General features: G+C 65.1%; 17 protein-coding genes and 1 pseudogene. 5 read left to right on the top strand and 13 right to left on the bottom strand.

Annotation, left to right across the window (positions count from 1 at the left end; all coding sequences use genetic code 11):
• On the bottom strand, nt 1-948 hold the full coding sequence (locus tag EJ071_RS31045; protein WP_126101254.1) for a DMT family transporter: 948 nt from the start codon (nt 946-948) through the stop codon (nt 1-3).
• A gap of 153 nt (nt 949-1,101) precedes the next feature.
• Between EJ071_RS31045 and pepN the strand changes: the two genes are divergently transcribed.
• From pepN to EJ071_RS31060, 3 genes are all read left to right on the top strand, one after another.
• Nucleotides 1,102-3,747, top strand: coding sequence for an aminopeptidase N (pepN, locus tag EJ071_RS31050; protein ID WP_126101255.1), 2,646 nt, complete (start codon nt 1,102-1,104; stop codon nt 3,745-3,747).
• Nucleotides 3,748-4,069: 322 nt separating this feature from the next.
• The gene (locus EJ071_RS31055) at nt 4,070-6,388 is read left to right on the top strand and encodes a PAS domain-containing sensor histidine kinase (RefSeq protein ID WP_126101256.1); all 2,319 of its coding nucleotides are present in this window, start codon (nt 4,070-4,072) and stop codon (nt 6,386-6,388) included.
• Nucleotides 6,389-6,466: 78 nt separating this feature from the next.
• Nucleotides 6,467-6,727: a type II toxin-antitoxin system prevent-host-death family antitoxin gene (locus EJ071_RS31060; RefSeq protein ID WP_126101257.1), complete on the top strand. Its 261-nt coding sequence runs from the start codon at nt 6,467-6,469 to the stop codon at nt 6,725-6,727.
• A 452-nt stretch (nt 6,728-7,179) separates the two neighbouring features.
• Here EJ071_RS31060 and EJ071_RS31070 read toward each other — a convergent pair whose 3' ends face one another.
• From EJ071_RS31070 to EJ071_RS31085, 4 genes are all read right to left on the bottom strand, one after another.
• Nucleotides 7,180-10,152, bottom strand: coding sequence for a bifunctional [glutamine synthetase] adenylyltransferase/[glutamine synthetase]-adenylyl-L-tyrosine phosphorylase (locus EJ071_RS31070; protein ID WP_189521299.1), 2,973 nt, complete (start codon nt 10,150-10,152; stop codon nt 7,180-7,182).
• A complete protein-coding gene (locus EJ071_RS31075) occupies nt 10,152-11,621 on the bottom strand; it encodes a HAMP domain-containing sensor histidine kinase (protein ID WP_126101259.1) in 1,470 nt (489 codons plus the stop codon). The genes EJ071_RS31070 and EJ071_RS31075 overlap by 1 nt, the downstream gene beginning before the upstream one ends.
• 8 nt (nt 11,622-11,629) lie before the next feature.
• Nucleotides 11,630-12,304 (bottom strand): response regulator transcription factor, encoded by a 675-nt coding sequence (locus tag EJ071_RS31080; protein WP_126101260.1) that lies wholly within the window; start codon nt 12,302-12,304, stop codon nt 11,630-11,632.
• 299 nt (nt 12,305-12,603) lie between these two features.
• A complete protein-coding gene (locus tag EJ071_RS31085) occupies nt 12,604-14,148 on the bottom strand; it encodes a Do family serine endopeptidase (protein ID WP_126101261.1) in 1,545 nt (514 codons plus the stop codon).
• 189 nt (nt 14,149-14,337) lie between these two features.
• Between EJ071_RS31085 and EJ071_RS40140 the strand changes: the two are divergent.
• Nucleotides 14,338-14,484, top strand: a pseudogene (locus EJ071_RS40140) (CopG family transcriptional regulator); the annotation flags it as partial.
• Between the two features lie 266 nt (nt 14,485-14,750).
• Here the strand turns inward: EJ071_RS40140 and EJ071_RS31095 are convergent.
• The 8 genes from EJ071_RS31095 to EJ071_RS31130 all read right to left on the bottom strand — a co-directional run bounded on the left by EJ071_RS31095 (nt 14,751) and on the right by EJ071_RS31130 (nt 22,066).
• Nucleotides 14,751-15,215 carry a cytochrome c-type biogenesis protein gene (locus EJ071_RS31095; RefSeq protein WP_126101263.1) on the bottom strand — a complete coding sequence of 155 codons (465 nt, stop codon included), beginning with the start codon at nt 15,213-15,215 and terminating at the stop codon, nt 14,751-14,753.
• Nucleotides 15,212-17,203, bottom strand: a complete 1,992-nt coding sequence (locus EJ071_RS31100) for a heme lyase CcmF/NrfE family subunit (protein WP_126101264.1) — start codon at nt 17,201-17,203, stop codon at nt 15,212-15,214. Before EJ071_RS31100 ends, EJ071_RS31095 begins: the two co-directional genes overlap by 4 nt.
• 122 nt (nt 17,204-17,325) lie before the next feature.
• Nucleotides 17,326-17,769 carry a cytochrome c maturation protein CcmE gene (gene ccmE / locus EJ071_RS31105; protein ID WP_126101265.1) on the bottom strand — a complete coding sequence of 148 codons (444 nt, stop codon included), beginning with the start codon at nt 17,767-17,769 and terminating at the stop codon, nt 17,326-17,328.
• A gap of 3 nt (nt 17,770-17,772) precedes the next feature.
• The gene (ccmI, locus tag EJ071_RS31110; RefSeq protein WP_126101266.1) at nt 17,773-18,909 is read right to left on the bottom strand and encodes a c-type cytochrome biogenesis protein CcmI; all 1,137 of its coding nucleotides are present in this window, start codon (nt 18,907-18,909) and stop codon (nt 17,773-17,775) included.
• Nucleotides 18,910-19,027: 118 nt separating this feature from the next.
• Nucleotides 19,028-19,465, bottom strand: a complete 438-nt coding sequence (locus tag EJ071_RS31115) for a hypothetical protein (protein WP_126101267.1) — start codon at nt 19,463-19,465, stop codon at nt 19,028-19,030.
• A 143-nt stretch (nt 19,466-19,608) separates the two neighbouring features.
• Nucleotides 19,609-20,997 (bottom strand): ATP-binding protein, encoded by a 1,389-nt coding sequence (locus tag EJ071_RS31120; protein ID WP_126101268.1) that lies wholly within the window; start codon nt 20,995-20,997, stop codon nt 19,609-19,611.
• A 22-nt stretch (nt 20,998-21,019) separates the two neighbouring features.
• Nucleotides 21,020-21,685, bottom strand: a complete 666-nt coding sequence (locus EJ071_RS31125) for a response regulator transcription factor (protein WP_041002188.1) — start codon at nt 21,683-21,685, stop codon at nt 21,020-21,022.
• 81 nt (nt 21,686-21,766) lie between these two features.
• Nucleotides 21,767-22,066: a hypothetical protein gene (locus EJ071_RS31130; RefSeq protein ID WP_126101269.1), complete on the bottom strand. Its 300-nt coding sequence runs from the start codon at nt 22,064-22,066 to the stop codon at nt 21,767-21,769.
• 245 nt (nt 22,067-22,311) lie between these two features.
• Here EJ071_RS31130 and EJ071_RS31135 point away from each other — a divergent pair, with 245 nt between their 5' ends.
• Nucleotides 22,312-22,698 carry an ester cyclase gene (locus EJ071_RS31135; protein ID WP_126101270.1) on the top strand — a complete coding sequence of 129 codons (387 nt, stop codon included), beginning with the start codon at nt 22,312-22,314 and terminating at the stop codon, nt 22,696-22,698.
• The last annotated feature ends 11 nt before the right edge of the window (nt 22,699-22,709 follow it).

The following is a 22,709-nucleotide window of genomic DNA, read 5'->3' on the forward strand; positions in this document are numbered from 1 at the left end:
TTACCCCTGCGGCGGTGTGGCCCTCCTGGTGCGGGTCCGCTCCAGGCCCAGTTGCCGCTCGCGCCAGATGATGAAGATGCCGGCGGCCACCACGATCACGCCGCCTACAAGCGTGTTGAACGACGTCACGTCGCCGAAGACGAAATAGCCGACGACCACGCCGAGGATCATCGAGGTGTATTCGAAAGGCGCCACGACGGAAGCCTCCGCGTGGCGGTAGGCGGCCGTCATCAGGATCTGGCCGAGCCCGCCGCAGAAGCCGGCCATGACAAGCAGCGCGGCTTGCATCGGCGTCAGCGCCTGCCAGCCGAAAGGTAAAGTGAACAGCGCCAGCACGCTCGCCGTCGAGGAGAACCACAGCACGATGGTCGCCGTCTTCTCGGTCTGCACGAGATTGCGCACCAGAAGCATGGCGACGGCCGAGATCGCCGCGGCGATCAGCGCCGCCATGACGCCAAGCACTTCCTGGTCGTCGAGCGCCTCGTCGGAATTCAACAGCGTCAGTTCCGGCCAGGAGATGATGAGCACACCGACGAGACCGACGGCGACCGCGCTCCAGCGATAGACGCGGATCGTCTCGCCGAGGAAAACGGAGGAGAACACCACGACCAGCAGCGGCTGGGCATAGTTCAGCGTGATCGCCTCCGGCAGCGGCAGCCTGGTCAGCGCGAAGAAGCCGAGCCCCATGGCGCCGACGCCGACGATGCCGCGCGCGATGTGGTTGAACGGCCGTTTCGTCGTGAAGGCCGTGGCCAGCTGCCCTTTGAACGCCAGGAAGGCAATGATCGGGAAGATGGCGAAGAAGGAGCGGAAGAAGACGATCTGCCCGGCGGGCACGTCGCCGGCCGCCTTGATGCTGGTCTGCATGCTGACGAAGACCGCCACGGAGACGATCTTCAGCGCAATGCCGCGCAGCGTGTCGTGGCCGACGGCGTGATCGACGGTCATCTTGCCTCGTGACGATTGTCGGAAACGAAGCCCAGAAATAGACCCCTGCGCAGTTTTGTCGAGTGACCGTTTCGTGTAAAGAGCGCGGACTTCAAAATTCCTGGACCAGCAACAGTGGCTGTCCGCCCGAAAATCGATAGGAAAACCGACGGAATGCGCACCGATACCGGCCATGTCTTCAAACTCGAAGACTACCGTCCCAGCGACTATCTCATTCCGAAGACCAGCCTCGATTTCCGCCTGTCACCGGATGCCACGCGCGTCACTGCCTTGCTCACCGTCGAGCGGCGCGGAGGCGTCGCCACATCCGCGCCGCTGGTGCTTGACGGCGACGGCTTGACGCTGCTCGGCGTTGCCATCGACGGGCATGCGCTCGCGCCGGCCGACTACCTGGCGACGCCGGACCAACTGACCATCCCGAAGCCGCCGGCGGCGCCGCGCTTCGAGCTGCGTCTCGAGACCGAGATCGCGCCATCCAGCAACGAGGCGCTGATGGGCCTCTATCGCTCCAGCAACGTGTATTGCACGCAATGCGAGGCCGAAGGCTTTCGCCGCATCACCTATTTCCTCGACCGGCCGGACATCCTCTCCGTCTACACCGTGCGCATCGAGGCGCCCCACAACGAGGCGCCGCTTTTGCTTTCCAACGGCAACCCGGTTGAAAGCGGCGTGCTCGCCGATGGCCGGCACTTCGCCGTCTGGCACGATCCTTTCCCAAAACCTTCCTATCTCTTCGCGCTGGTGGCTGGCGCGCTCGGCAAGGTGGCGGGCAGCTTCACCACCCTATCCGGCCGCGAGGTCGAGCTCGGCATCTTTGTCGAGCCCGGCAAGGAGCGGCTCGCCGGCTACGCCATGGATGCGCTGAAGCGCTCGATGAGGTGGGACGAGGAAGCCTTCGGCCGCGAGTACGACCTCGACGTCTTCAACATCGTGGCGGTCTCCGACTTCAACATGGGCGCGATGGAGAACAAGGGCCTCAACATCTTCAACGACAAATATGTGCTGGCCGACGAGGAGACCGCGACCGATGCCGATTTCGCCAATATCGAAGCGATCATCGCGCATGAATATTTCCACAATTGGACCGGCAACAGAATCACTTGCCGCGACTGGTTCCAGCTTTGCCTGAAGGAAGGGCTGACGGTTTACCGCGACCACGAATTCTCCGCCGACCAGCGCTCGCGCGCGGTGAAACGCATCGCCGAGGTGCGCACGCTGCGCGCGCACCAATTCCCCGAGGACCAGGGGCCGCTGGCGCATCCGGTCAGGCCGCGCCGCTACCGCGAGATCAACAACTTCTATACGGCGACCGTCTACGAGAAAGGCTCGGAAGTGGTGCGCATGATCCGCACCATTCTGGGCCCGGAGGTTTTCCGCGCCGGCATGGACCTCTATTTCGAGCGGCATGACGGCGAGGCGGCGACGATCGAAGACTTCCTCAAGGTGTTCGAGGACGTCTCGGGGTGCGACCTCGCGCAGTTCGCGCTTTGGTACCACCAGGCCGGCACGCCGAACCTGACGGTCAGTTCCTCCTACAATGCCGCGGCCAAGGCGTTCACGCTAGAGATCGAGCAGTCGGTGCCGCCGACGCCGTCGGAAAGCCGCAAGCGGCTGATGCATATTCCGCTGGCCTTCGGTCTGGTCGGCGCCGGCGGCAAGCCCATAGCCTGGACAACGGTCGAAGGTGCGACGGTCGAGGACGGCGTCATCCACATCCGCAAGCGTCGGCATACGGTGCGCTTCTCAGGCGTCAGCGAGCGGCCTTCGGTGTCGCTCAACCGCGGCTTCTCGGCGCCGATCACGCTCTCGGTGCAGCAGAAGGCCGACGACCAGCTCTTCCTCGCGAGCCATGACAGCGACTCCTTCGCGCGCTGGCAGGCGTTCAACACGCTACTCACCGACGCGCTGATCGCGGCCTTCCGCCAGGTGCTCGGCGGCAAGCAGCCTGCCTTTACGGTGAAGCTTGCCGAGCTAGCGGGCAGGATTGCCGGCGACGAGGCGCTCGAGCCGGCCTACCGCGCCTTGGCGCTGTCGCTGCCGAGCGAAGCCGACATTGCCCGCGAGATCGGCAAAGGGATCGACCCCGACGCCATCTTCGGCGCGCGCGAGGCGCTGGCGCTGGCGATAGCTGCGGCAAACCGCGAGTCCTTCAAAGCGCTTTATCTGGGCCTCGCCGATAACGGCCCATTCACCCCGGACGCAGCGAGCGCCGGACGGAGGGCGCTGCGCAACATCCTGCTCGATTATCTGTCGCTGCTGCCGGAAGGCGCGGCGCTCGCGGCAACACATTTCCACTCGGCCACCAACATGACCGACCGCGCGGCGGCGCTCACGGTTCTCGCGCATCGCCACGCCGGCTCTCGCCAAGCGCAGGAAGCGCTCGCCGGCTTCGAAGCGCGCTATCGCGGCGATGCGCTGGTGCTCGACAAATGGTTCCTGATCCAGGCCGGCGTGCCCGGGCCACAGACCGTCGACAAGGTGCGCGCGCTGATGCAGCACCCCGCATTCTCGATCGCCAACCCGAACCGGGTGCGCTCGCTGATCGGCACCTTCTCCAGCGCTAACCAGACCAGCTTCCACGGCGCCGACGGCCAGGGCTACCGCTTCTTCGCCGAGACGGTGCTGGAAGTCGAGAAGCGCAACCCCCAGGTGGCGGCAAGGCTGGCGACGGCGCTCAGGTCCTGGCGCTCGCTGGAGCCGGTCCGGCAGGACAAGGCAAGGCAGGCGCTGCTGCAGATTGCGAATGCCGAGAACCTGTCGGCCGATCTGCGGGATATCGTGGAACGGACGCTGGCGTGATCCCTCCCCCTTGAGGGGAGGGTGGCCCGCAGGGCCGGGAGGGGTCCTCGGCGAAGCGCTCCATCCTTAATCCAAGATCGAGGCGTGCGGTCGCTTGAGGCCGAGCACTGCCGCAGCGACCCCTCCCGTCCATCCGCCTTCGGCGGCTGCCCACCCTCCCCTCAAGGGGGAGGGAGGGAAAAGCGACGAATTTCAATCAACTTTTAATCTTTTTTGCGCGCGCCTCTGGACAAGGCGAATCACCTTTGATTCCTTACTGACGATTCGGGCGTGCGGCGTAGCCGGATCGTCAAGTATGCGGCAAAATCGGGGAGTGCCATTTATGGCCAAGACGGACGCGTGGGGCGCGCCCGGAGGGAAGGCTTTTGCGCGTCGCGAGGCAAGGGGCGACGGGCTTTCCGGCAACGCGCGTCTGATCGCGGAGCCCGCCTACCAGCGGCTGCTGGCGGCGGAGCCCTTGCTGCGCCGCTCGATACCGGCGCTGATTATCGTCTTCCTGATCGTCATCGCAGCACTTCGTTTCCTGTCGCTGGTGAACGACCGCGACGAGGTCGAACGTGACGCCAAGGCGCTGCTGGCCTTAGCCGCTGGCCAGATAGCGCAGTCGATCGCCGCCGACCCGAACGCAGCCGGCGCCAATGCGATGGATCTTCTCGAGAACACCAGCCGCCAGGCCGCCATGGGCCGCAGCCATGTGCTGGCCATCACCGACGGCGCCTTCAAGATCATCGCCGTGTCGCCATTGTCGACGGGCTGGCAGGGGCGTTCGCTGGACGGCCTGGTGCTCGGCGGCCAGCCGCTGTTCATGTTCGGCGACCGCGCCGGCGTTATGGATGTCAGCATCGGCGGGAAGGATTGGTTTGCTGCCGTCAGTTTCACAGGCGACCGTAAGAACGCCGCGGCGGTGCTGGTTCCCAAGGAGGCGGTGTTCGAGAGCTGGCGCAAGACGGTCTCGCTCAATGTCACCCTGTTCGTGCTGACGGCCGGCGTGCTGATCGTCATCCTCTATGCCTATTTCGGCCAGGCGGCGCGCGCCCAGGCAGCCGACCGCATCTATCTCGAAGCACATCAGCGCATCGACATGGCGCTGGTGCGCGGCCGCTGCGGGCTGTGGGATTGGGACATGGTGCGCGGCAAGATGTACTGGTCGCGCTCGATGTACGACATGCTGGGCTACGAGCCCTGCGATACGATGCTGTCGTTCGGCGAGGTCGACGAGATCATCCATCCCGACGACGGCGATCTCTTCGAGCTCGCCAACCGCATCGTCGAACGCGAGATCGACCATATCGACCAGGTGTTCCGCATGCGCCATGCCGACGGGCAGTGGGTGTGGATGCGCGCCCGCGCCCAGGTGATCGACCCGGAGGCACCGGAGATCCAGCTGATCGGCATCGCCGTCGATGTCACCGAGCAGCGCCACCTGGCGCTGCGCTCGGAGGCGGCGGACATGCGGCTCAGGACCGCGATCGAGAACATCAACGAGTCCTTCGTGCTGTGGGATGCCGCCGAGCGGCTGATCATGTGCAATTCCAAATTCCAGAAGGACAACGGGCTCTCTGACCGCGACGTGGTGCCGGGCGCGACCCGCGACATGCTGGAGGAGCGCATGCTCGCCTTCGCCTCGGAGCGCAGGCTCGCCAATGCCAACGGTCCGCATGGCGGCGTCACGCTGGAGCGCCAGCTTGCCGACGGCCGCTGGCTCCAGGTTAACGAGCTCAGAACCCGCGACGGCGGCATCGTCTCGGTCGGCTCCGACATCACCCAGATCAAGCTGCACCAGGAAAAGCTGGTCGACAGCGAGCGGCGCCTGATGGCGACGATCCACGACCTCAGCCTTGCGCGGCGCGCCGAGGAAGAACGCGCCAAGGAACTGGTCGAACTCAACCGCAAATACATGAAGGAGACGGAGCGCGCCGAGGCGGCCAACCGGGCGAAGTCCGAATTCCTCGCCAACATGTCGCATGAATTGCGCACGCCGCTCAACGCCATCATCGGCTTTTCCGAGCTGATGGAACAGCGCCTGTTCGGACCGCTCGGCTCGCCGCGCTACGAGGAATATGCCGCCGATATCAACGGCAGCGGCAAATATCTGCTCGGCGTCATCAACGACATACTCGACATGTCGAAGATCGAGGCCGGCCAGTTCTCGATGGAGAGCGAGGAGATCGACCTCTGCCCGCTGATCAAGGAGACGGTTCGCGTCATCTCGCTGCAGGCGGCGGAAAAGTCGATCACGGTGGAGACGCGCATCGCCGACTCGATGCGGCTCTTTGCCGACCGGCGCGCGATCAAGCAGATCGCCATCAATCTCCTCTCCAACGCGGTGAAGTTCACTGGACAGGGCGGCAGGATCACGGTCCGGGCGCGCAGCGCCTCGGGCGCGCTGGTTCTCACCATCGAGGACAATGGCTGCGGTATCCCGAAGCAGGCGCTGAGCAAGCTCGGGCGACCGTTCGAGCAGGTGCAGAACCAGTTCTCCAAGAACCATACAGGCTCGGGCCTCGGGCTGGCGATTTCACGCTCGCTCGCGGAGTTGCAGGGCGGCGCGCTGAAGATCCGCTCGACCGAAGGCGTCGGCACCATCGTGTCGGTGCGCATCCCGCTGAAGAAGTCGCCGCCCGTGAAAGCAGCGGCCTGAGCGATCGAGGCCGTTCCAACTCGACCTCCGTGAAAAAGTTATCTATTTTATCTATTTTGGATAAAGAGGTGACTGTCCATGCGCGTAACATCAACGGAATTCCAACAAAATGTCGGACGTTTTCAGGATGCCGCTCAGCGGGCGCCGGTTGCGATAACGAAGAATGGCCGGACCCACACCGTCCTCCTCTCGGCGGCAATGTTCGAAGTGCTGGTCAAGGGACGGGTCGCCCGCCCCGTCGAGGAGCTTGACGACGAGACGCTGAGAGCTATCGCCGCAAGCGCGGTACCATCCCAGTTCGATGAGCTGGATGAAATGCTCAAACACTGGACACCGTGAGCCTGCCCAAGCCTGTTCCCGGCCTGGTGATTTCCTATTCCTACCTCTGGTCGGACGAACACAAAACAGGCGTTGAAGAGGGTCGCAAGAACCGGCCCTGCGCCATTGTCGCCGCGCGTAGGATCGTGGAAGGGCACGAGATCGTGACGGTGTTCCGATCACGCATTCCGCTCCGGCCGATCCTGGCGATGCCATCGAGATGCCCGCGGCTCTCAAAGCTCACCTTGGGCTTGACGACACGCCGTCATGGGTCGTGGTGAGCGAAACCAACGATTTCCTCTGGCCGGGTCCCGACCTCAGACCCATCCCGGGACGCAGCTCCTCCCGCTTCCACTATGGCATGCTGCCGCCACGCTTCTACGCCTACCTGCGTGATCGGCTCCTGCAAGCGCATGCGCGCCGCAGGCTCCGCCGTGTTCAACGCACCGAATAATCGCGCGACTTCACGGCTCCTAGCGCGCCGGCGCTCCCGCACGAAGCAGAAGGTCGAAATCGTTGCGGACCTTCCGCGACGTCTCCTTGAGATGCGCTTCCAACACACCGAAATCCGGAAGGTCGGTGACCGCCAGAAGCAGATCCGAAAGCCCCGGCGGGACATCGTCGCGCTGAAACTCACCGGTGAGGCAAAGCCTGATCATCTGGGTCAATGCCATATAGAGCCGCCAGGCCTCGCAAAGTTCCTGCCTGACATCGGCTGTCGCGAATTGCGGCGCCAGCCGCGCCAGCACATCCGCCGTCGCGGTCACCCGACGGCCGGGCTCGATATTGCCGGTGATGACGGCGACCTGGGCGATGAACTCGAGGTCGATGAGGCCGCCCGGGATCAGCTTGATGTCCCAGAGGTCGCGCGGCGGCTTCTCCTTCTCGATCAGCGCCCGCATCTCCGATGCTTCCGCCTTCACCTTGGCGCCGTCGCGCGGCTGGGCGAGCACCGCCGCGACATCCCCTTCGACTTCGGCGCAGAGTTCGGCATCGCCGCCGATCGCCCGGGCTCTGGCCAGCGCCATGTGCTCCCAGGTCCAGGCGTCCTGGCGCTGATATTTCTTGAACGCGTCGACATGGGTGGCGACCGGCCCCTTGTTGCCAGAGGGGCGCAAGCGGAGGTCGAGCTCGTAAAGTACGCCTTCGGCCGTGGGCGCCGAGACGGCGGCGATCAACCGCTGTGTCATTCGGGTGTAGTAATGCGACGGCGCCAGCGGTTTCTCGCCGTCGGACTCCTCCGCGTCCGCGTCGTGGTCGTAGAGCAGGATGAGGTCGACGTCGGATCCCGCTGTGAGCTCGCGGCTGCCGAGCTTGCCCATGCCGAGCAGCGCCACCCTGGCCCCGGCAATCCTGCCATGGCGCAGCGCGAACTCGGCAGTCACCGCTTGAAGCGCCGCCTCGATGGTGAGATCCGCGAGGTCGGAGAAGGCGCGGCCGGCGCGCGCGGGATCGATCGAGCCGGCCAGCAGGCGCACGCCGATCAGGAATTTCTGCTCGGAGGCGAAGATGCGCAGCCGGTCGAGCACATCCTCATAGGCGCGGTCGCCCTCGATGAAGGCCGCAAGCCGCGCCGAAAGATAGGCGCGATCCGGCAGTTCGGTAAGCAGCGCAGGATCGAGCAGGCCGTCGAAGACATGCGGGCGGCGCGTGATGATGGCGGCGAGCCGCGGCGCGCCACCCATGATCGTCGCCATCAGCTTGAGCAGCGCAGGGTTCGACTGCAGCAGCGAGAACAGCTGAATGCCGGCCGGCAGGCCGGCAAGGAACTCGTCGAAGCGCATCAGCGCTTCGTCGGCACGGCGCGTCTGGCCGAAGGCTTTCAAGAGCGCCGGAGTCAGCTCCGTCAGCCGCTCGCGCGCTTCGGCCGACTGGGTGACGCGGTAGCGGCCGAAATGCCAGCCGCGGATGACGCGGCAGATGTCGCTCGGGCGTTGGAAGCCGAGGCCATGCAAGGTCCGCAGCGTGTCGGGGTCGTCGACATCGCCGGTGAAGACCAGGTTGCCGATGCCGGCCGACAGTTCGGGCGCCGTCTCGAACAAGGCCGCATAGTGACGCTCGACCTGCTGCAGCGAAGCGCGGAAGGTTTTCGCGAATTCCGCCTCGTCCGCAAAATCGAGCATCAGCGCGATGCGCTCCAGCTCCTCGTCATCCTCCGGCAGAATATGCGTCTGCTCGTCGGCCACCATCTGGATGGCGTGCTCGACACGGCGCAGGAACCAGTATTGCCGGGTGAGCGCGTCGCGCGCATCGGCGGTGATCCAGCCGCGCGCGGCGAGCGCGCCAAGCATCGGCACCGTCTCGCGGCCGCGCAATTCCGGGAAGCGGCCGCCGGCAATGAGCTGCTGGGTCTGGACGAAGAACTCGATCTCGCGGATGCCGCCCCGGCCGAGCTTGACGTTGTGACCCTTGACCGCGATCTCGCCATGGCCCTTGTGTGCGTGGATCTGGCGCTTGATCGAATGGACGTCGGCGATCGCGGCATAGTCCATGTATTTGCGCCAGACATAGGGCTGCAATTCCTTGAGGAAGGCGGCCCCCGCCACAAGGTCGCCCGCAACCGGCCGCGCCTTGATCATGGCGGCGCGCTCCCAGTTCTGGCCGCGCGCTTCGTAGTAGCGAAGCGCTGCCTCGACCGGGATCGCCAGCGGCGTCGAGCCGGGATCGGGACGGAGCCTCAGATCGGTACGGAAGACATAGCCGTGCTCGGTGCGATCCTGGAGGATACGCACGAGGCGGCGGGTGAGGCGCGAGAACAGCTCCGTCGCGTCGAGCGGATCGGTGACAGCCGGCGCCTCCGGATCGAAGAAGACGACGAGGTCGATGTCGGAGGAGAAATTCAGCTCATGCGCGCCGAGCTTACCCATGCCGAGCAGGATCCAGCCCGAGCCGTGCGCAGGGGATTTGGGATCGGGCAGCTTGAGCTTGCCCTGCCCGTGCGCGTCGAGCAGCAGAAAATCGACGGCGGCGCGCGTTGAGGCATCGGCAAGGTCGCTGAGGCGGCGCACCGTCAGCGCGGTTTCGGCCTCGCCGGAAAGGTCGGCGAGCGCGATCAGGAAATGCGCCTCGGCCTTGAATTGCCTGAGCGCCATCATCAGGCTCGTTTCCGAAACAGTCTCGGCCCGCGCCGCGAGATCGATCGCCTCGCCGATGTCGCTGAGCCGCGCTTCGATCGTCTGGTCGAACAGCACGTCGAGAATGGCCGGCCGGCGGCGGGCCATATCGCGCAGGAACGGCGACAGGTCGAAGATGGCGGCGAGCAGATCCTGCAGCGGCCCCTTGCCCGCGAGGAATGCGGCGAGACGTGCAAGGCCGTCTTCCTCTGCTGCGTCCGCGACCTCGGACAATTCCCGCCGGACATGGTCGCCATCCAGCGGGCGAAGCGCCAGCGTCGGGCGAAGTTGCCATCCGGTTTCGATCTTTTTCTTTGCCATCCTCGCCGCCATCAATGCGTGTCCCGTGACGGGAAACTCATGACTACGGACAATCCGGGATTGGCGGGCAGAAGATCAAGCCTGCCGTTGTGGAAAGTCATGATCGCCTTGGCGAGGCTGAGGCCGAGGCCCGAGCCCGGCTGCGAGCGGCTCTTTTCCAGCCGCACGAAGCGCTCGGTGGCCCGCGCGCGGTCGGCATCGTCGGGAATGCCGTGGCCGTTGTCGGAAACGGCGAGCTTGACCTCGCCGCCGGCACGCTCCAGCGTGACGCGCACTTTCGGGCTCTCGGTCGCGCCGGTCGAGTATTTGATCGCGTTGTCGACGATGTTCGACAGCGCCTGTCCGATCAGCTCGCGGTTGCCGTTTATGGTGACGGCTTCCGGCACCGTGGCTTCCAGCACAACGCCCGCCTCCTCCGCTACCGGCTCGTAGAGCTCGACGACATCGCTCACCGTGGCGGCGAGGTCGACCGGGCCGGCTGTCTCGGAGGAATAACCTGCCTCCAGCCGCGAGATCATCAGGATGGCGTTGAACGTCTTGATGAGCTGGTCGGATTCGGCAATCGTGCCCTCCAGCGCCTGGCGGTAGTCGGTCGTCTTGTGCTTGCCGGCAAGTGTGGCCTCGGCGCGGTTGCGCAGCCTGGTCAGCGGCGTCTTCAGGTCATGGGCGATGTTGTCGGAGACCTGCTTCAGCCCCTCGTTCAGCATGGCGATGCGGGCGAGCATGGTGTTGAGGTTTTCCGACAGGCGGTCGAATTCGTCGCCCGCGCCGGTCACCGGCAGGCGCCCGCCGAGGTCGCCGCCCATGATGCGGCGGCTCGCCTCCGACACGCTGTCGATGCGCTTCAGCGCCGCGCGCCCGACGAAGAACCAGATCAAGAGCCCGCCGAGCCCCATCATGCCCAGCGCCAGCATCAGCGAGCGGCGGATGACGGCGCGGAAGCGCTCGGGCTCGCCGAGGTCGCGGCCGACCAGCATGATCATCTGGTTGGGCAGTCTCAGCACCAGAGCGATGGCGTTATGGCCCTTCTCGCCCTCGGATTGCGCGCCGCTTGTACCGGTCGAAGGCGCGGTCTGGTCTCCGCTGCGCAAGCGGTCGAGCTCGCCCTCGCCGAAGCGCTGGTAGGAAAAGGGCTCGGTGGTCCAACCCTCGGTCTCGATGACCCCAGGCTCCAGGCTCTGCACGTTGCCGGTCAGGATCTGGCCGTTGGCGTCGGCGATCAGATAGAGGTTGGCGCCGGGCTGGCGGGAACGGGCCTCGACGACGCGCACCAGCACCGGCAGACCACCACGCTGGTAGGCGCGAGCCAGGCCCAGCACCTCGTCGTTGATGGTCTCCTGGGTCTGCGCCGTCAGCATGCGCGCCGACAGCGACGTCATGTAGAAGACCAGCAGCACGGCGCAGAGCGCGAAAAGCAGAAGATAAAGCGCCGAAAGCCGGGCCGCCGTCGTCCTCATGATGGCCGGCAGGGAAAGAGCCATCTTGCTCCCTAGCCGCCCTTCAGCATGTAGCCGGCGCCGCGGATCGTGTGCAGGATCGGCTTGTCGAAGCCTTTTTCGATCTTGCCGCGCAGACGCGAGACGTGGACGTCGATGACGTTGGTCTGCGGATCGAAATGATAGTCCCAGACATTCTCGAGCAGCATGGTGCGCGTCACCACCTGGCCGGCATGGCGCATCAGATATTCGAGCAGGCGGAACTCGCGCGGCTGCAGCGTGATCTCGCGGCCGGCGCGCTTGACCGAATGCGACAGGCGGTCGAGCTCAAGGTCGCCGACGCGGTAGACGGTCTCGAACTCCCGTGCGCCGGCGCGGCGGTTGAGCACCTCGACGCGGGCGAGCAATTCGGAAAACGCATAGGGCTTGGTCAGATAATCGTCACCGCCGGCGCGCAACCCGGTGACGCGGTCGTCGACCTCGCCCAGCGCCGACAGGATCAGCACCGGCGTGGTGTTGCCGCGCGAGCGGAGCGCGGCGATCACCGAAAGCCCATCGCGGCGTGGCATCATGCGGTCGACCACCATCACGTCATAGTCGCCGGCGTCGGCAAGCGCGAAACCAGTCTCGCCGTCGCCGGCGACATGGGTGGTATGGCCCGCCTCGGCGAAGGCCTTCTTAAGATAGTCCGCTGCCTCGCGATCGTCTTCCATGACGAGAATCTTCATGGAGCCGTTATACGCGATTTCACTGGAAGATTGAGGGGCAGCCATTGCTTTGGTCTTTCAGTTAAAGCGGCAGCGGGTGATGGGAACCCGCTGCCGCCAGGAGCGAAACACGGTGACTGACTGGCGTGCTCGGCCCCATGCTTTCCCCGTGGCGGCTCGGGGGTGTTGAAACCGCCACAAGGAAAAGTCGCTGAGCAATTCCAGGAAAAGCGTGAAATGGTTTTCCGTCCGGAATTGCGTCTAAACAAAGAGATGGAGCGGTTCTGCGTTTCCGTGAAACGATGAACCGCCCTGTCAGATCAGCCCTTGCCAACCGGCAGCGCAACGAAGCGGTTGCTATCGTCGCGGGTGATCTGCATCAGCACGGCCTTGCGGCCTGCCTTGGTGGCGTCGGTCATCGCCTTGGAGACGTCGTCGGTGGTGTTCACCTCGTTCGAATTGATCGAGGTGATGACGTCGCCGGGCTGGATGCCGCGGTCGGCCGCATCGCTGTCCGGGTCAACGTCGGTGACCACCAGGCCCTTGCCGTTTTCCGACTTGGTGACGGTGAGGCCCAGATCGGCCAGCGTATCGGGCTTGGCGGGGGTGGCCTGCTTATTGTTGTCGTCGTTCGAGGCCTGCTTGTCGCTCGAAGGCAAGGTGCCCAGGTCGACCTTGACCGTCTCGTTCTTGCCGTTGCGCCAGACGGTGACGTCGACCGACTTGCCCGGCGCATAAGCGCCGATCACGCGGGCGAGTTCCTTCGGCGAAGCGACGTCCTTGCCGTCGACCTGGGTGATGACGTCACCAGCAGTGATGCCGGCCTTCTTGCCCGGACCGGCATCCTGGGCGCTCGAAACCAGCGCGCCCTTGTCCGACTTCAGGCCGAGCGACTCGGCGATGTCGGAGGTGACCGGCTGAATCTCGACGCCGAGCCAACCGCGCTGGACGGAACCGTTCTTCATCAGGTCTTCCACGACCTGCTTGGCGGTCGAGGCCGGGATGTCGAAGGCGATGCCGACGCTGCCGCCCGACGGCGAGAAGATGGCGGTGTTGATGCCGATCACCTGGCCGTTGAGGTTGAAGGTCGGGCCGCCCGAATTGCCGCGGTTGACCGAGGCGTCGATCTGGATGAAGTCGTCATAGGGGCCGGCGCCGATGTCGCGGCCGCGGGCCGAGACGATGCCCGCGGTGACGGTGCCGCCGAGGCCGAACGGATTGCCGACGGCCACCACCCAGTCGCCGATGCGGATCTTGGAGTCGTCGGCGAAGTCGACATAGGTGAACTTGCCGCCGCCATCGACCTTCAGCACGGCGAGGTCGGTGCGCGGATCGGTGCCGATCAGCTTGGCGTCGAGTTCCTTGCCGTCATTGGTGACGACGGTGAAGTCGGAGCCTTCGGAGACGACGTGGTTGTTGGTGACGAGGTAGCCGTCCTCGGAAATGAAGAAGCCAGAGCCCTGAGCGACAGGGCGCGGCTCGCCATTGCCGTGGTTGCGGTGGTTGAAGCGGGGCATGCCGAACTGGCCGCCCTGGTCGCCGAAGCCGCGGAACTCCTTGAAGAAGCGGCGCAGCTGCGGATTGTCGGGGAGGTTGTCGAAGCCGTTCTGATCGTCGGAGCCGTCATCGGCCGTCGGTTGGATCTTGGCCTTGACCTTGACGCTGACGACCGCCGGCGAAACGTGCTCGACGACATCGGCGAAGCTCGGCACCTGCGGGGCCTCGACGCGCACGGCATCGGCCAGCACTGGGGCGGTGCCGGTTGCGAGCATGGCCGCGCCTGCCGTGCCGACGACAGCCAGGGAAGCGACGGCCGCCATCAGGCGCTTGCGGGTGCGGGAATATGAATTGGAGGCAATATTCATGGGTTTCGTATCCTCTTTCGAAGGGATGCGCTCAGGCGAAGCATCCTCGGGCAAGAGGATTAGAGAGCGGCACATTACGGCGCCATTTCCGATACATGAAAATTTTGTAATGTTGGCGATCGGCAGGGATGCATTGGGATCACGAGGTTCAAAATGACCACAGGCCATACCAACCGAATTCGAGTCTCAGTCGATTGGGAGACCAAGATGATCGAAGGCATCAAGTGCGGGATAGCCGATGCAAAGGCGGGCCGTGTGGTGCCTCACGAAACTGCGATGGCGGAAATCGACGCGATGATCGAGGCCGGGGAGGCGGAGCGGGCACGCCAGGTGTAGAGCATGCCGCCCTTTGGAGATTGGCTGAAACCTCCGCGACGTCGTCATTCCAGGGCGGAGCAAGGAGCGAAGCGACGCGCGCAGACCCTGGAATCCATGCCGTGACCTTCGTCGAGGACACAGCGGAACAAAACTCTGCACCGTTCGCGGCGCGTCAGCGTAACGGCATGGATTCTATGGTCTACGCGCGTCGCTTCGCTCCTTGCTCCGCCATAGAATGACGACCCGCGAACGGCTACCGCCAATTATCGACGTCGACGACGGAACTAATCGCTAAGCATCTTGTCCAGCGCCGCCTTTTCCTCGGCGCTGAGGGCGCTGTCCGGCGCGGGGCGGCGCGAACGGACGCTGAACACGATGAAGATGCCGCCGGCCAGAAGCAGCAGCGCCGGCGTGCCCCATAAAAGCGCGTTGCGCAGGCTGAGGCGCGGCTTCAACAGCACGAACTCGCCATAGCGCGAAACGATGTAGTCCATGACCTGCTGGTCGGTGTCGCCGGCGACGAGGCGCTGGCGCACCAGGACGCGCAGGTCGCGCGCCAGGTCGGCGTCGGACTCGTCGATCGACTGGTTCTGGCAGACCATGCAGCGCAGGCCTTCGGAGAGCGCTCGCGCCCTCGCCTCCAGCGCCGGATCGGACAGCACCTCGTCGGGCTTCACCGCCTGTGCCGTTCCGGCGAAGAGCAGAGCCAGCAGCAGGATCAGGGGGCCAAGCGAAAACTTCGCTTTCATGTCGGGCTCGTAGATACGGCAGCGGCGGCCGTCTTGCGGCGCCTGGCAGGCGCGCCGACGCGCAGGCGGCGGTCGAGCAGCGACATGGCCGCGCCCGCCATCATCACCAGGCCGCCGCCCCAGATCAGCGTCACCAGCGGCTTCCACCACAGGCGCACGACGACGGAGCCGTCATTGCCTTCGTCGCCGAGCGACAGATAAAGCTGGCTCAAACCCAGCGTCCTGATGCCGGACTCAGTCGTCACCATCTGCCGCACCGGATAGAACCGCTTGGCGGAAGTGATCTCGCCGTCAACATTGCCATCCGCGCCTATGAGCAGGAAGCGGCCGCGATCCTCGGTGAAGTTCGGGCCCTTCCGCGGGACGAGCCCTTCGAAGCGCAGCGTGTGACCCGACAGTTCCACCGTCTCGCCCGGGCGCATGGTCAGGATCTTCTCGGTGCCGAAGGACAGCGTGCCGACGATGCCGAGCAAGGTGAGCCCCAGCCCGAGATGGGCAAGTGCCGTGCCGAAAACCGAGCGCGGCAGGCCGGCGAAGCGCCTTAGCATGACGGCCGGCGCGACCGAGCCGACGCCGGACTTGACGGCAAGGTCGGTGAGCGCGCCGGCGGCCAGCCAGACCGCGAGGCCGACGCCGAGTGCGGCAAAGACCGAAGCGCCGTCGATGAACAGGCCGGTGACCAGCATCGCGGCAAGCGCCAGCCCGAAGGCCGCCATCAGGCGCTGGGAAGCGGCGAACACGTCGCCGCGCTTCCAGGCGAGCAGCGGGCCGAAGGGCACGATGGCGAGCAGTGGCAGCATCAGCGGACCGAAGGTCAGATCGAAGAAGGGCGCGCCGACCGAGATCTTGCCGCCGGTGATGGCTTCGAGCGCCAGCGGGTAAAGCGTGCCGACAAGCACCGTCGCTGTCGCCGTGGTGAGGAAGAGGTTGTTGAGGACCAGCGCGCCCTCGCGCGAGATCGGGTGGAACAGGCCGCCGGCTGCCAGCCGCGACGCACGCAGCGCAAACAGCGCCAGCGAGCCGCCGATGAACAGCGTCAGGATGCAGAGGATGAAGACGCCGCGGGCCGGGTCGGTGGCGAAGGCATGCACGGACGTCAGCACGCCGGAGCGCACCAGGAAGGTGCCGAGCAGCGACAGTGAGAAGGTGAGGATCGCAAGCAGCAGCGTCCAGATCTTCAGCGCCGAGCGCTTTTCCATGACGATCGCAGAGTGGAGCAGCGCGGTGCCGGCTAGCCAGGGCATGAAGGAGGCGTTCTCGACCGGGTCCCAGAACCAGAAGCCGCCCCAGCCGAGCTCGTAATAGGCCCAGTAGGAGCCCATGGCGATGCCGCCGGTGAGGAACATCCAGGCGACCAGCGTCCAGGGCCGCACCCAGCGCGCCCAGGAGGCGTCGATGCGGCCTTCGATCAGGGCCGCGACCGAAAAGGAGAAGCAGATCGAGAAGCCGACATAGCCGAGATAGAGCAGCGGCGGATGGATGGCGAGGCCGAGATCCTGCAGGATCGGATTGAGGTCGCGGCCTTCGATGGGGGCCGGGTTGAGCCGGATGAAGGGGTTGGACGTCGCCAGGATGAACAGGAAGAAGGCGGCGCCGATCATGCCCTGCACGGCGATCACGTTGGCCTTGAGTGTCGCCGGCAGATTGTTGCCGAAGGCGGCGACAAGCGCGCCGAAGAAGGTCAGGATCAGCACCCAGAGCAGCATCGAGCCTTCGTGGTTTCCCCAGGTGCCGGTGATCTTGTAGATCATCGGCTGCAGCGAATGGGAGTTCTCCCAGACGCTCGCCACGGAGAAGTCGGAGCCGGCATAGGCGGTCGCAAGCGCCGCGAAGGAGAGCGCGGTGAGCGCGAAGCCGGTGACCGCCACCGGACCGCCGACCGCCATCAGCCGCTGATTGCCGGTGCGGGCGCCGACGAGCGGCACCAGCATCTGCACCAGCGACAGCGCGAAGGCGAGGACGAGGGCGAAATGTCCGGTCTCAACCATTGGCTACCCGTTTTCTCGCAGGTTCTGATCGCAAAACCGCCTTACACTTTTGCGGAACCTGCGACCTTCCTTTGCCGCAGGTTTCTGGTCGCAAAACCGCGTAGCACTTTTGCGGAACCTGCTCATTGGCTCTTGCTTTCCTGCCAGACGCCCTTGGCCTTCAGGCCGTCGGCGACTTCCTTGGGCATATAGCGCTCATCATGCTTGGCCAAAACGCTATCGGCGACGAAGACGCCGTTCGGGCCGAACGCGCCCTCGGTGATCACGCCCTGCTCCTCTCGAAAGAGATCGGGCAGGATGCCGGTATAGGTGACCTTGACCGACTTCTGCTTGTCGGTGACCGAGAAGTCGACGGTGGCGCCCTGGCCGCGCACGATCGTGCCTTTCTCGACCAAGCCGCCGAGGCGGATGCGCTGGCCGGGCTGGACCGTTGCGGTGGCGAGATCGGCGGGCATGTAGAAGTAGGAGGCCTTCTGGCCGAGCGCGTAGAAGGTGAGGCCCGCCGCGGCGCCGAGGAAGGCCAGCCCCGCCAGGATCACCGACAATCGTTTCTGCTTGCGCGTCATCTCTTACTCCGTCGCCATCACGCCGAGGGAGGCGGCGAAGGCGGTGAATTTCTTGGCTTGCTCGCTATCGGCGCCAAAGACAGCGACGGCGCGGCCGAGCGCGTCGCGCGCCTGGTCGGCCTTGCCGAGCACGACATAGGAACGAATGAGCCGCATCCATCCTTCCTCGTCGCGCGGATTTTGCTTCAGCCTGTCGTCAAGGCCGGCGACCATGGTCTCGATCATCGCCTGCCGGTCCTGCGGCGACATCTGTTGCGCCGCCTCGACAGCTCGAGCATCGGGGCCATTGGCCGGCTTGCCGGCCGCGACCGCTGGCTCGGCCGTATCGGCAAGCGCCTGCTGGACGGCGTTGCGCCAGGGCGAATCCGGCGCCAACTGGCCGAGCATCTTTTGCCAGGCGGCGGCCGCTTCGGCCTTCTTGCCTTCCTGGGCGAGCCCCATCGCCAGATAGAAATTCGCCTTGGCGTTGGCGGGATCGAGCTTCAGCGCCGCCTCGAAAGCACCCTGAGCCTCGGCCGACACGATGCCGCCGGCGGCGTTGGCGATCGCCTCACCAAGACCGGCCTGGCGGACGGCGCTGTCGCCGTCGAGGCGGATGGCATTGCGATAGGCCGTTATCGCATCAGGGAAGCGCTGCAGGCGCAGATAGACCGGCGCCAGCACGTCCCAGCCCTTGCCGTCGGATGGATTGGCGGCAAGGTGCGCCTCGGCGCGGGCGACCAGCTCGTCGACCGAGGAATCCGACGGGTTCTTTGCAAGCCGCTCGGCCAGCGGCTGCGACGGCAGGTCGGGCGAGCCGAGCGCGCCGTAAAGCCCCCAGCTCACCAGCGGCACCGCCAGCACGGCGGCGGTGGCAACCAGCCTTGCCGCGCGCGAGGGGCGCGGCGCTTGCGTGCCCGACTGGCTGCTCGAGCCGAGACGCAGGATGCGGCGGCCGATCTCGGCACGCGCTTCCTCGGCCTCGCCCGGCTGGATCAGGCCGCGCGCCATGTCGCGATCGAGCTCCGAAAGCTGGTCGCGATAGACTTCGAGGTCGTGATCGCCGGCTGCAGACGCACTTTTCGTGCCGCCGGCCAGCGGCAAAAGCACCGCCAGGCTGGCGCCGAGCGTAAGGATTGCGGCTATGACCCAGAACAGCATGGCTATTCCAATAACGGCAGAGCCCTGCCCTGCCAACACGACCTTCGTGCGACGCTTTGACGGCAGATGCGCCGGCCGGCCTTGATCGATATCAAAATCGCGCCGGCTGCTGCCTAATCTAGGTCAGCGGCGTCCAGCTGCCGTCGGCATTGCGGCAGGCGGTGCCGCGCGCCGTGACTCCCGCGCCGCTGGTATAAACGGTGTGGGTATACTGGCGGCAATCCTGCGAGCCGACCCGATAGGGCTGCGCGGCGACGACCTCGCCGTAATGGGTCGAGCTGTCGCCCTTCCACGTCACTTTCTGGCCGCTGGCGGTGTATTCCAGCGCCTTGTATTCCGCCTCGAGACCCTTGCGCTTCTCGGCGTCGCTGAGACCCGAGCCGATCGATCCGCCGACCAGCCCGCCATTCATGGCCGCGACGATGCTGGTTCCCACCTTGCCGCCACCCGGCGGCGTGGCGACAGGCGTGACCGGAGAGGCCGGACCGCCCTTGCCCAGCGTGGTGCAGCCCGAAACAGCCATCAGGGCGGAAACGAGCGCGACGCGAATCTTCATGCCAGCAACCGGTTCTCTTGAGCGGGACGGACTTGAGCGAGATAGATTGGCGGCCGCGCCATCGGGGAGGATGGCGAGCCCATAGTGTTGATATTTGTCGGAAATTTGGCCGCAGGCGTCCGCACGATAATCGATAAAAAACATTACTGAAGGCTCCGCAATCTCACCACCGCCCTCAAGCCGCCCATGCCGGACCGTTCCAGCGCCAGGGCGCCTCCATACTCGTTCACGAGGTCGGCGACAATGGCAAGCCCAAGCCCCGTTCCCGGCTTCGTCTCGTCCAGTCTCTTGCCACGCTTCAACACTTCCCGCGCGCTGGCTTCGGGAATGCCGGGCCCGTCATCCTCTATAGCGATTTCAAACAGGCTGGCGCTTTCCGGAACGAGCGCAACCGAAACCGCGACGGCGCTCTTCGCCCATTTCATGGCATTGTCGAGCAGATTGCCGAGCAATTCCTCCAGATCCTCGCGCTCGCCGGCAAAGACGATCTCGGCGGGCGGAGGCGACAGCGTCAGCTTCGTCCGCGGGTTGAGTTTTTGCAGCACCCGCACCATGCGTTCGACCAATGGCTTCACCGGCGTGCGGAAAACGACGCTGTCGCGCTGGGCGGCGACGCGGGCGCGCTGCAGATAATGATCGACCTGCTTCTGCATCGAGGCAGCCTGCTCGGCGATGAGCTGGCCCTTGGCGCCGCCGAGCGCGCGGCCCTCGTTGATCAGCACGGCAAGCGGCGTCTTCAGCGAGTGGGCGAGATTGCCGACCTGGGTTCGCGAGCGTTCGACGATGCGCTTGTTGTTCTCGATCAGCGCGTTGGTCTCGCTGGCCAGAGGTTCGATCTCGGCGGGAAAACTTCCGTCGAGCCGCTGCGCCGTGCCCTCGCGCACCATGGCGAGCGCATTGCGCACCCGGCGCAAGGGCTGCAGGCCGAGCAGGATGGCGATGGCGTTGATGGCGATCATGCCGACGCCGAACAGCGACAGATAAGTGAGCAGGCGGCGCTGGAAGCTCGCGATCTCCTGTTCCAGCTCGCTGTGATTGCCCATGACGCGGAAGCGCGCGGCGCGGTTCTTGGCATCGAGCACAAACTCGCTCTCGAAGACTTCGAGCTCCTCTCCCTTGATGCCTTCGGTCGCGTAACTGCGCTGGAAGTTCGCGTTGAAGGGCACCTCGGCGACGCTTGGCGACAGGATCGAGGTCGTCATCGAAGAGGAATGGATTTCGCCGTGAACGCCTTCGGAAGCCGGCTCCACGGACCAGTACCAGCCGGAATTCGGCTCCGAGAAGCGCAGATCGCCAAGGTCGGGCGAGCCGGTGAGCGCGCCGTTGTCGGAGATGCCGACGGAACCGATCAGGTTGAACAGATGCGCCGAAAGCAGGCTGTCGAAGCCGCGCTCGCTGGCTTGGCGGTAGAGCGTGGTGATGAGGGTGAAGATGACGACCAGCGTCAGTATCGCCCAGATCGTCGAAAAGGCGATGACGCGGAAGGTCAGCGAGCGCGGCCAGAGCCGCAGCCCTGAAAGCCAAGTTCTCATCGTCGGCTTCAGTGGTTCCGCGTCACGCCTCCGGCTCTCGCATGCGATAGCCCATGCCACGCACTGTTTCGATCATATCGATGCCCATCTTCTTGCGAAGCCGCCCGACGAACACCTCGATGGTGTTGGAATCGCGGTCGAAATCCTGGTCGTAGAGATGCTCTACCAGCTCGGTGCGCGATACCACCTCGCCCATATGGTGCATCAGATAGGCGAGCAAACGGAACTCGTGCGAAGTGAGCTTAAGCGGCACGCCGTTGACATCGGCCTTGGAGGCCTTGGTGTCGAGCCTCAGCGGACCGCAGGTGAGTTCCGAAGAGGCATGGCCGGCGGCGCGGCGGATCAGCGCCCTCACCCTGGCCAGCACCTCCTCGATGTGGAAAGGCTTGGTGACATAGTCGTCGGCGCCGGCGTCGATGCCGGCCACCTTGTCGCTCCAGCGGTCGCGCGCGGTCAGGATCAGCACCGGCATCTTGCGCCCGCCGCGGCGCCAGCGCTCGACGACGCTGATGCCGTCCATCTGCGGCAGGCCGATGTCGAGGACGACAGCGTCGTAGGGCTCGGTGTCGCCGAGGAAATGCCCCTCCTCGCCATCATAGGCGCGGTCGACGACATAGCCGGCGTCGACGAGCGCATCCGCCAATTGGCGGTTGAGATCCTTGTCATCCTCGACGACGAGCACGCGCATGGGTTGAAGCCTGTTGTTGGGTAGACGTATAGGCCGATTCCGCCGGCCAGGGAAACTTAAGCCTGTTAAAGAGAATGAGCGTCAGTTGAGCGGCACCACGATCTCGGAACGACGCGGGCGCTGGCCCTCCTTGCCAGGCACCAGCACGACGATGACGCAGACCTGCTGGCCGCCGCGCGTCGCCTGCGAGGCCTTGGCGAGCGTGCCGCCGTTCTGCGCGGCGACCTGCTGCCCGATCGCGTAGCAATCGCTTGCGGCAAGCACGATCGGCTCATCGACCGACGGCGAGGTGACCGGCATGGCGACCGCCTGCGACGCAAAAGGGCCGGCTGCGGCAAGCGCCAGCATTGCTGCGCGGATATGGGAGCGGAACGTTTTCATGATCACGGTTCTAACGCATCTGTGCTGAACGTGAAATGAACGGTGAACGGCCGAAAATCCATGCCCGCAATGCCCCTTCGTATTTGTTTTGCGCGAGACGAATAAATGCGATCCTGCTTTCCGAGCCCCCATCAAGCTCGGCCTCGGAATCATAGCCGGAATGTCACCGGCGCGGCTACGGTTTTCGCGGCCAGGATATGCTCTAGTTTGCGCGATGAAGCTGGGCTGATGATGGGGAGAGTGCCATGAGTGGAGAAGATCTTGCCGACCGCTACAAGGGCTACATCGCCTGCCTCAACGAACAGGACTGGGACAATCTCGGCCGCTTCGTCGGCGAAGAGGTGCAATATAACGGCGAGACGATCGGACTTGCGGGCTATCGCCGGATGCTGGAAGGCGATTTCCAGGCCATTCCGGATCTGCGTTTCAACATCGAGCTTCTGGTATCAGAGCCGCCGCGCGTGGCGGCCCGCCTGCATTTCGACTGCCGACCGAAAGGCATGTCGTTCGGCCTGCCGGTGAACGGCAAGCGCGTCTCCTTCGCCGAGAACGTCTTCTACGAATTCCAGGACGGGCGGATACGCGAGGTCTGGTCGGTCATCGACAAGGCCGCGATCCAGGCCCAACTTTAGGGGGAATTGGT

It is taken from the genome of Mesorhizobium sp. M1B.F.Ca.ET.045.04.1.1, from assembly GCF_003952465.1.
GTDB classification, from domain to species: Bacteria; Pseudomonadota; Alphaproteobacteria; order Rhizobiales; family Rhizobiaceae; genus Mesorhizobium; species Mesorhizobium shonense.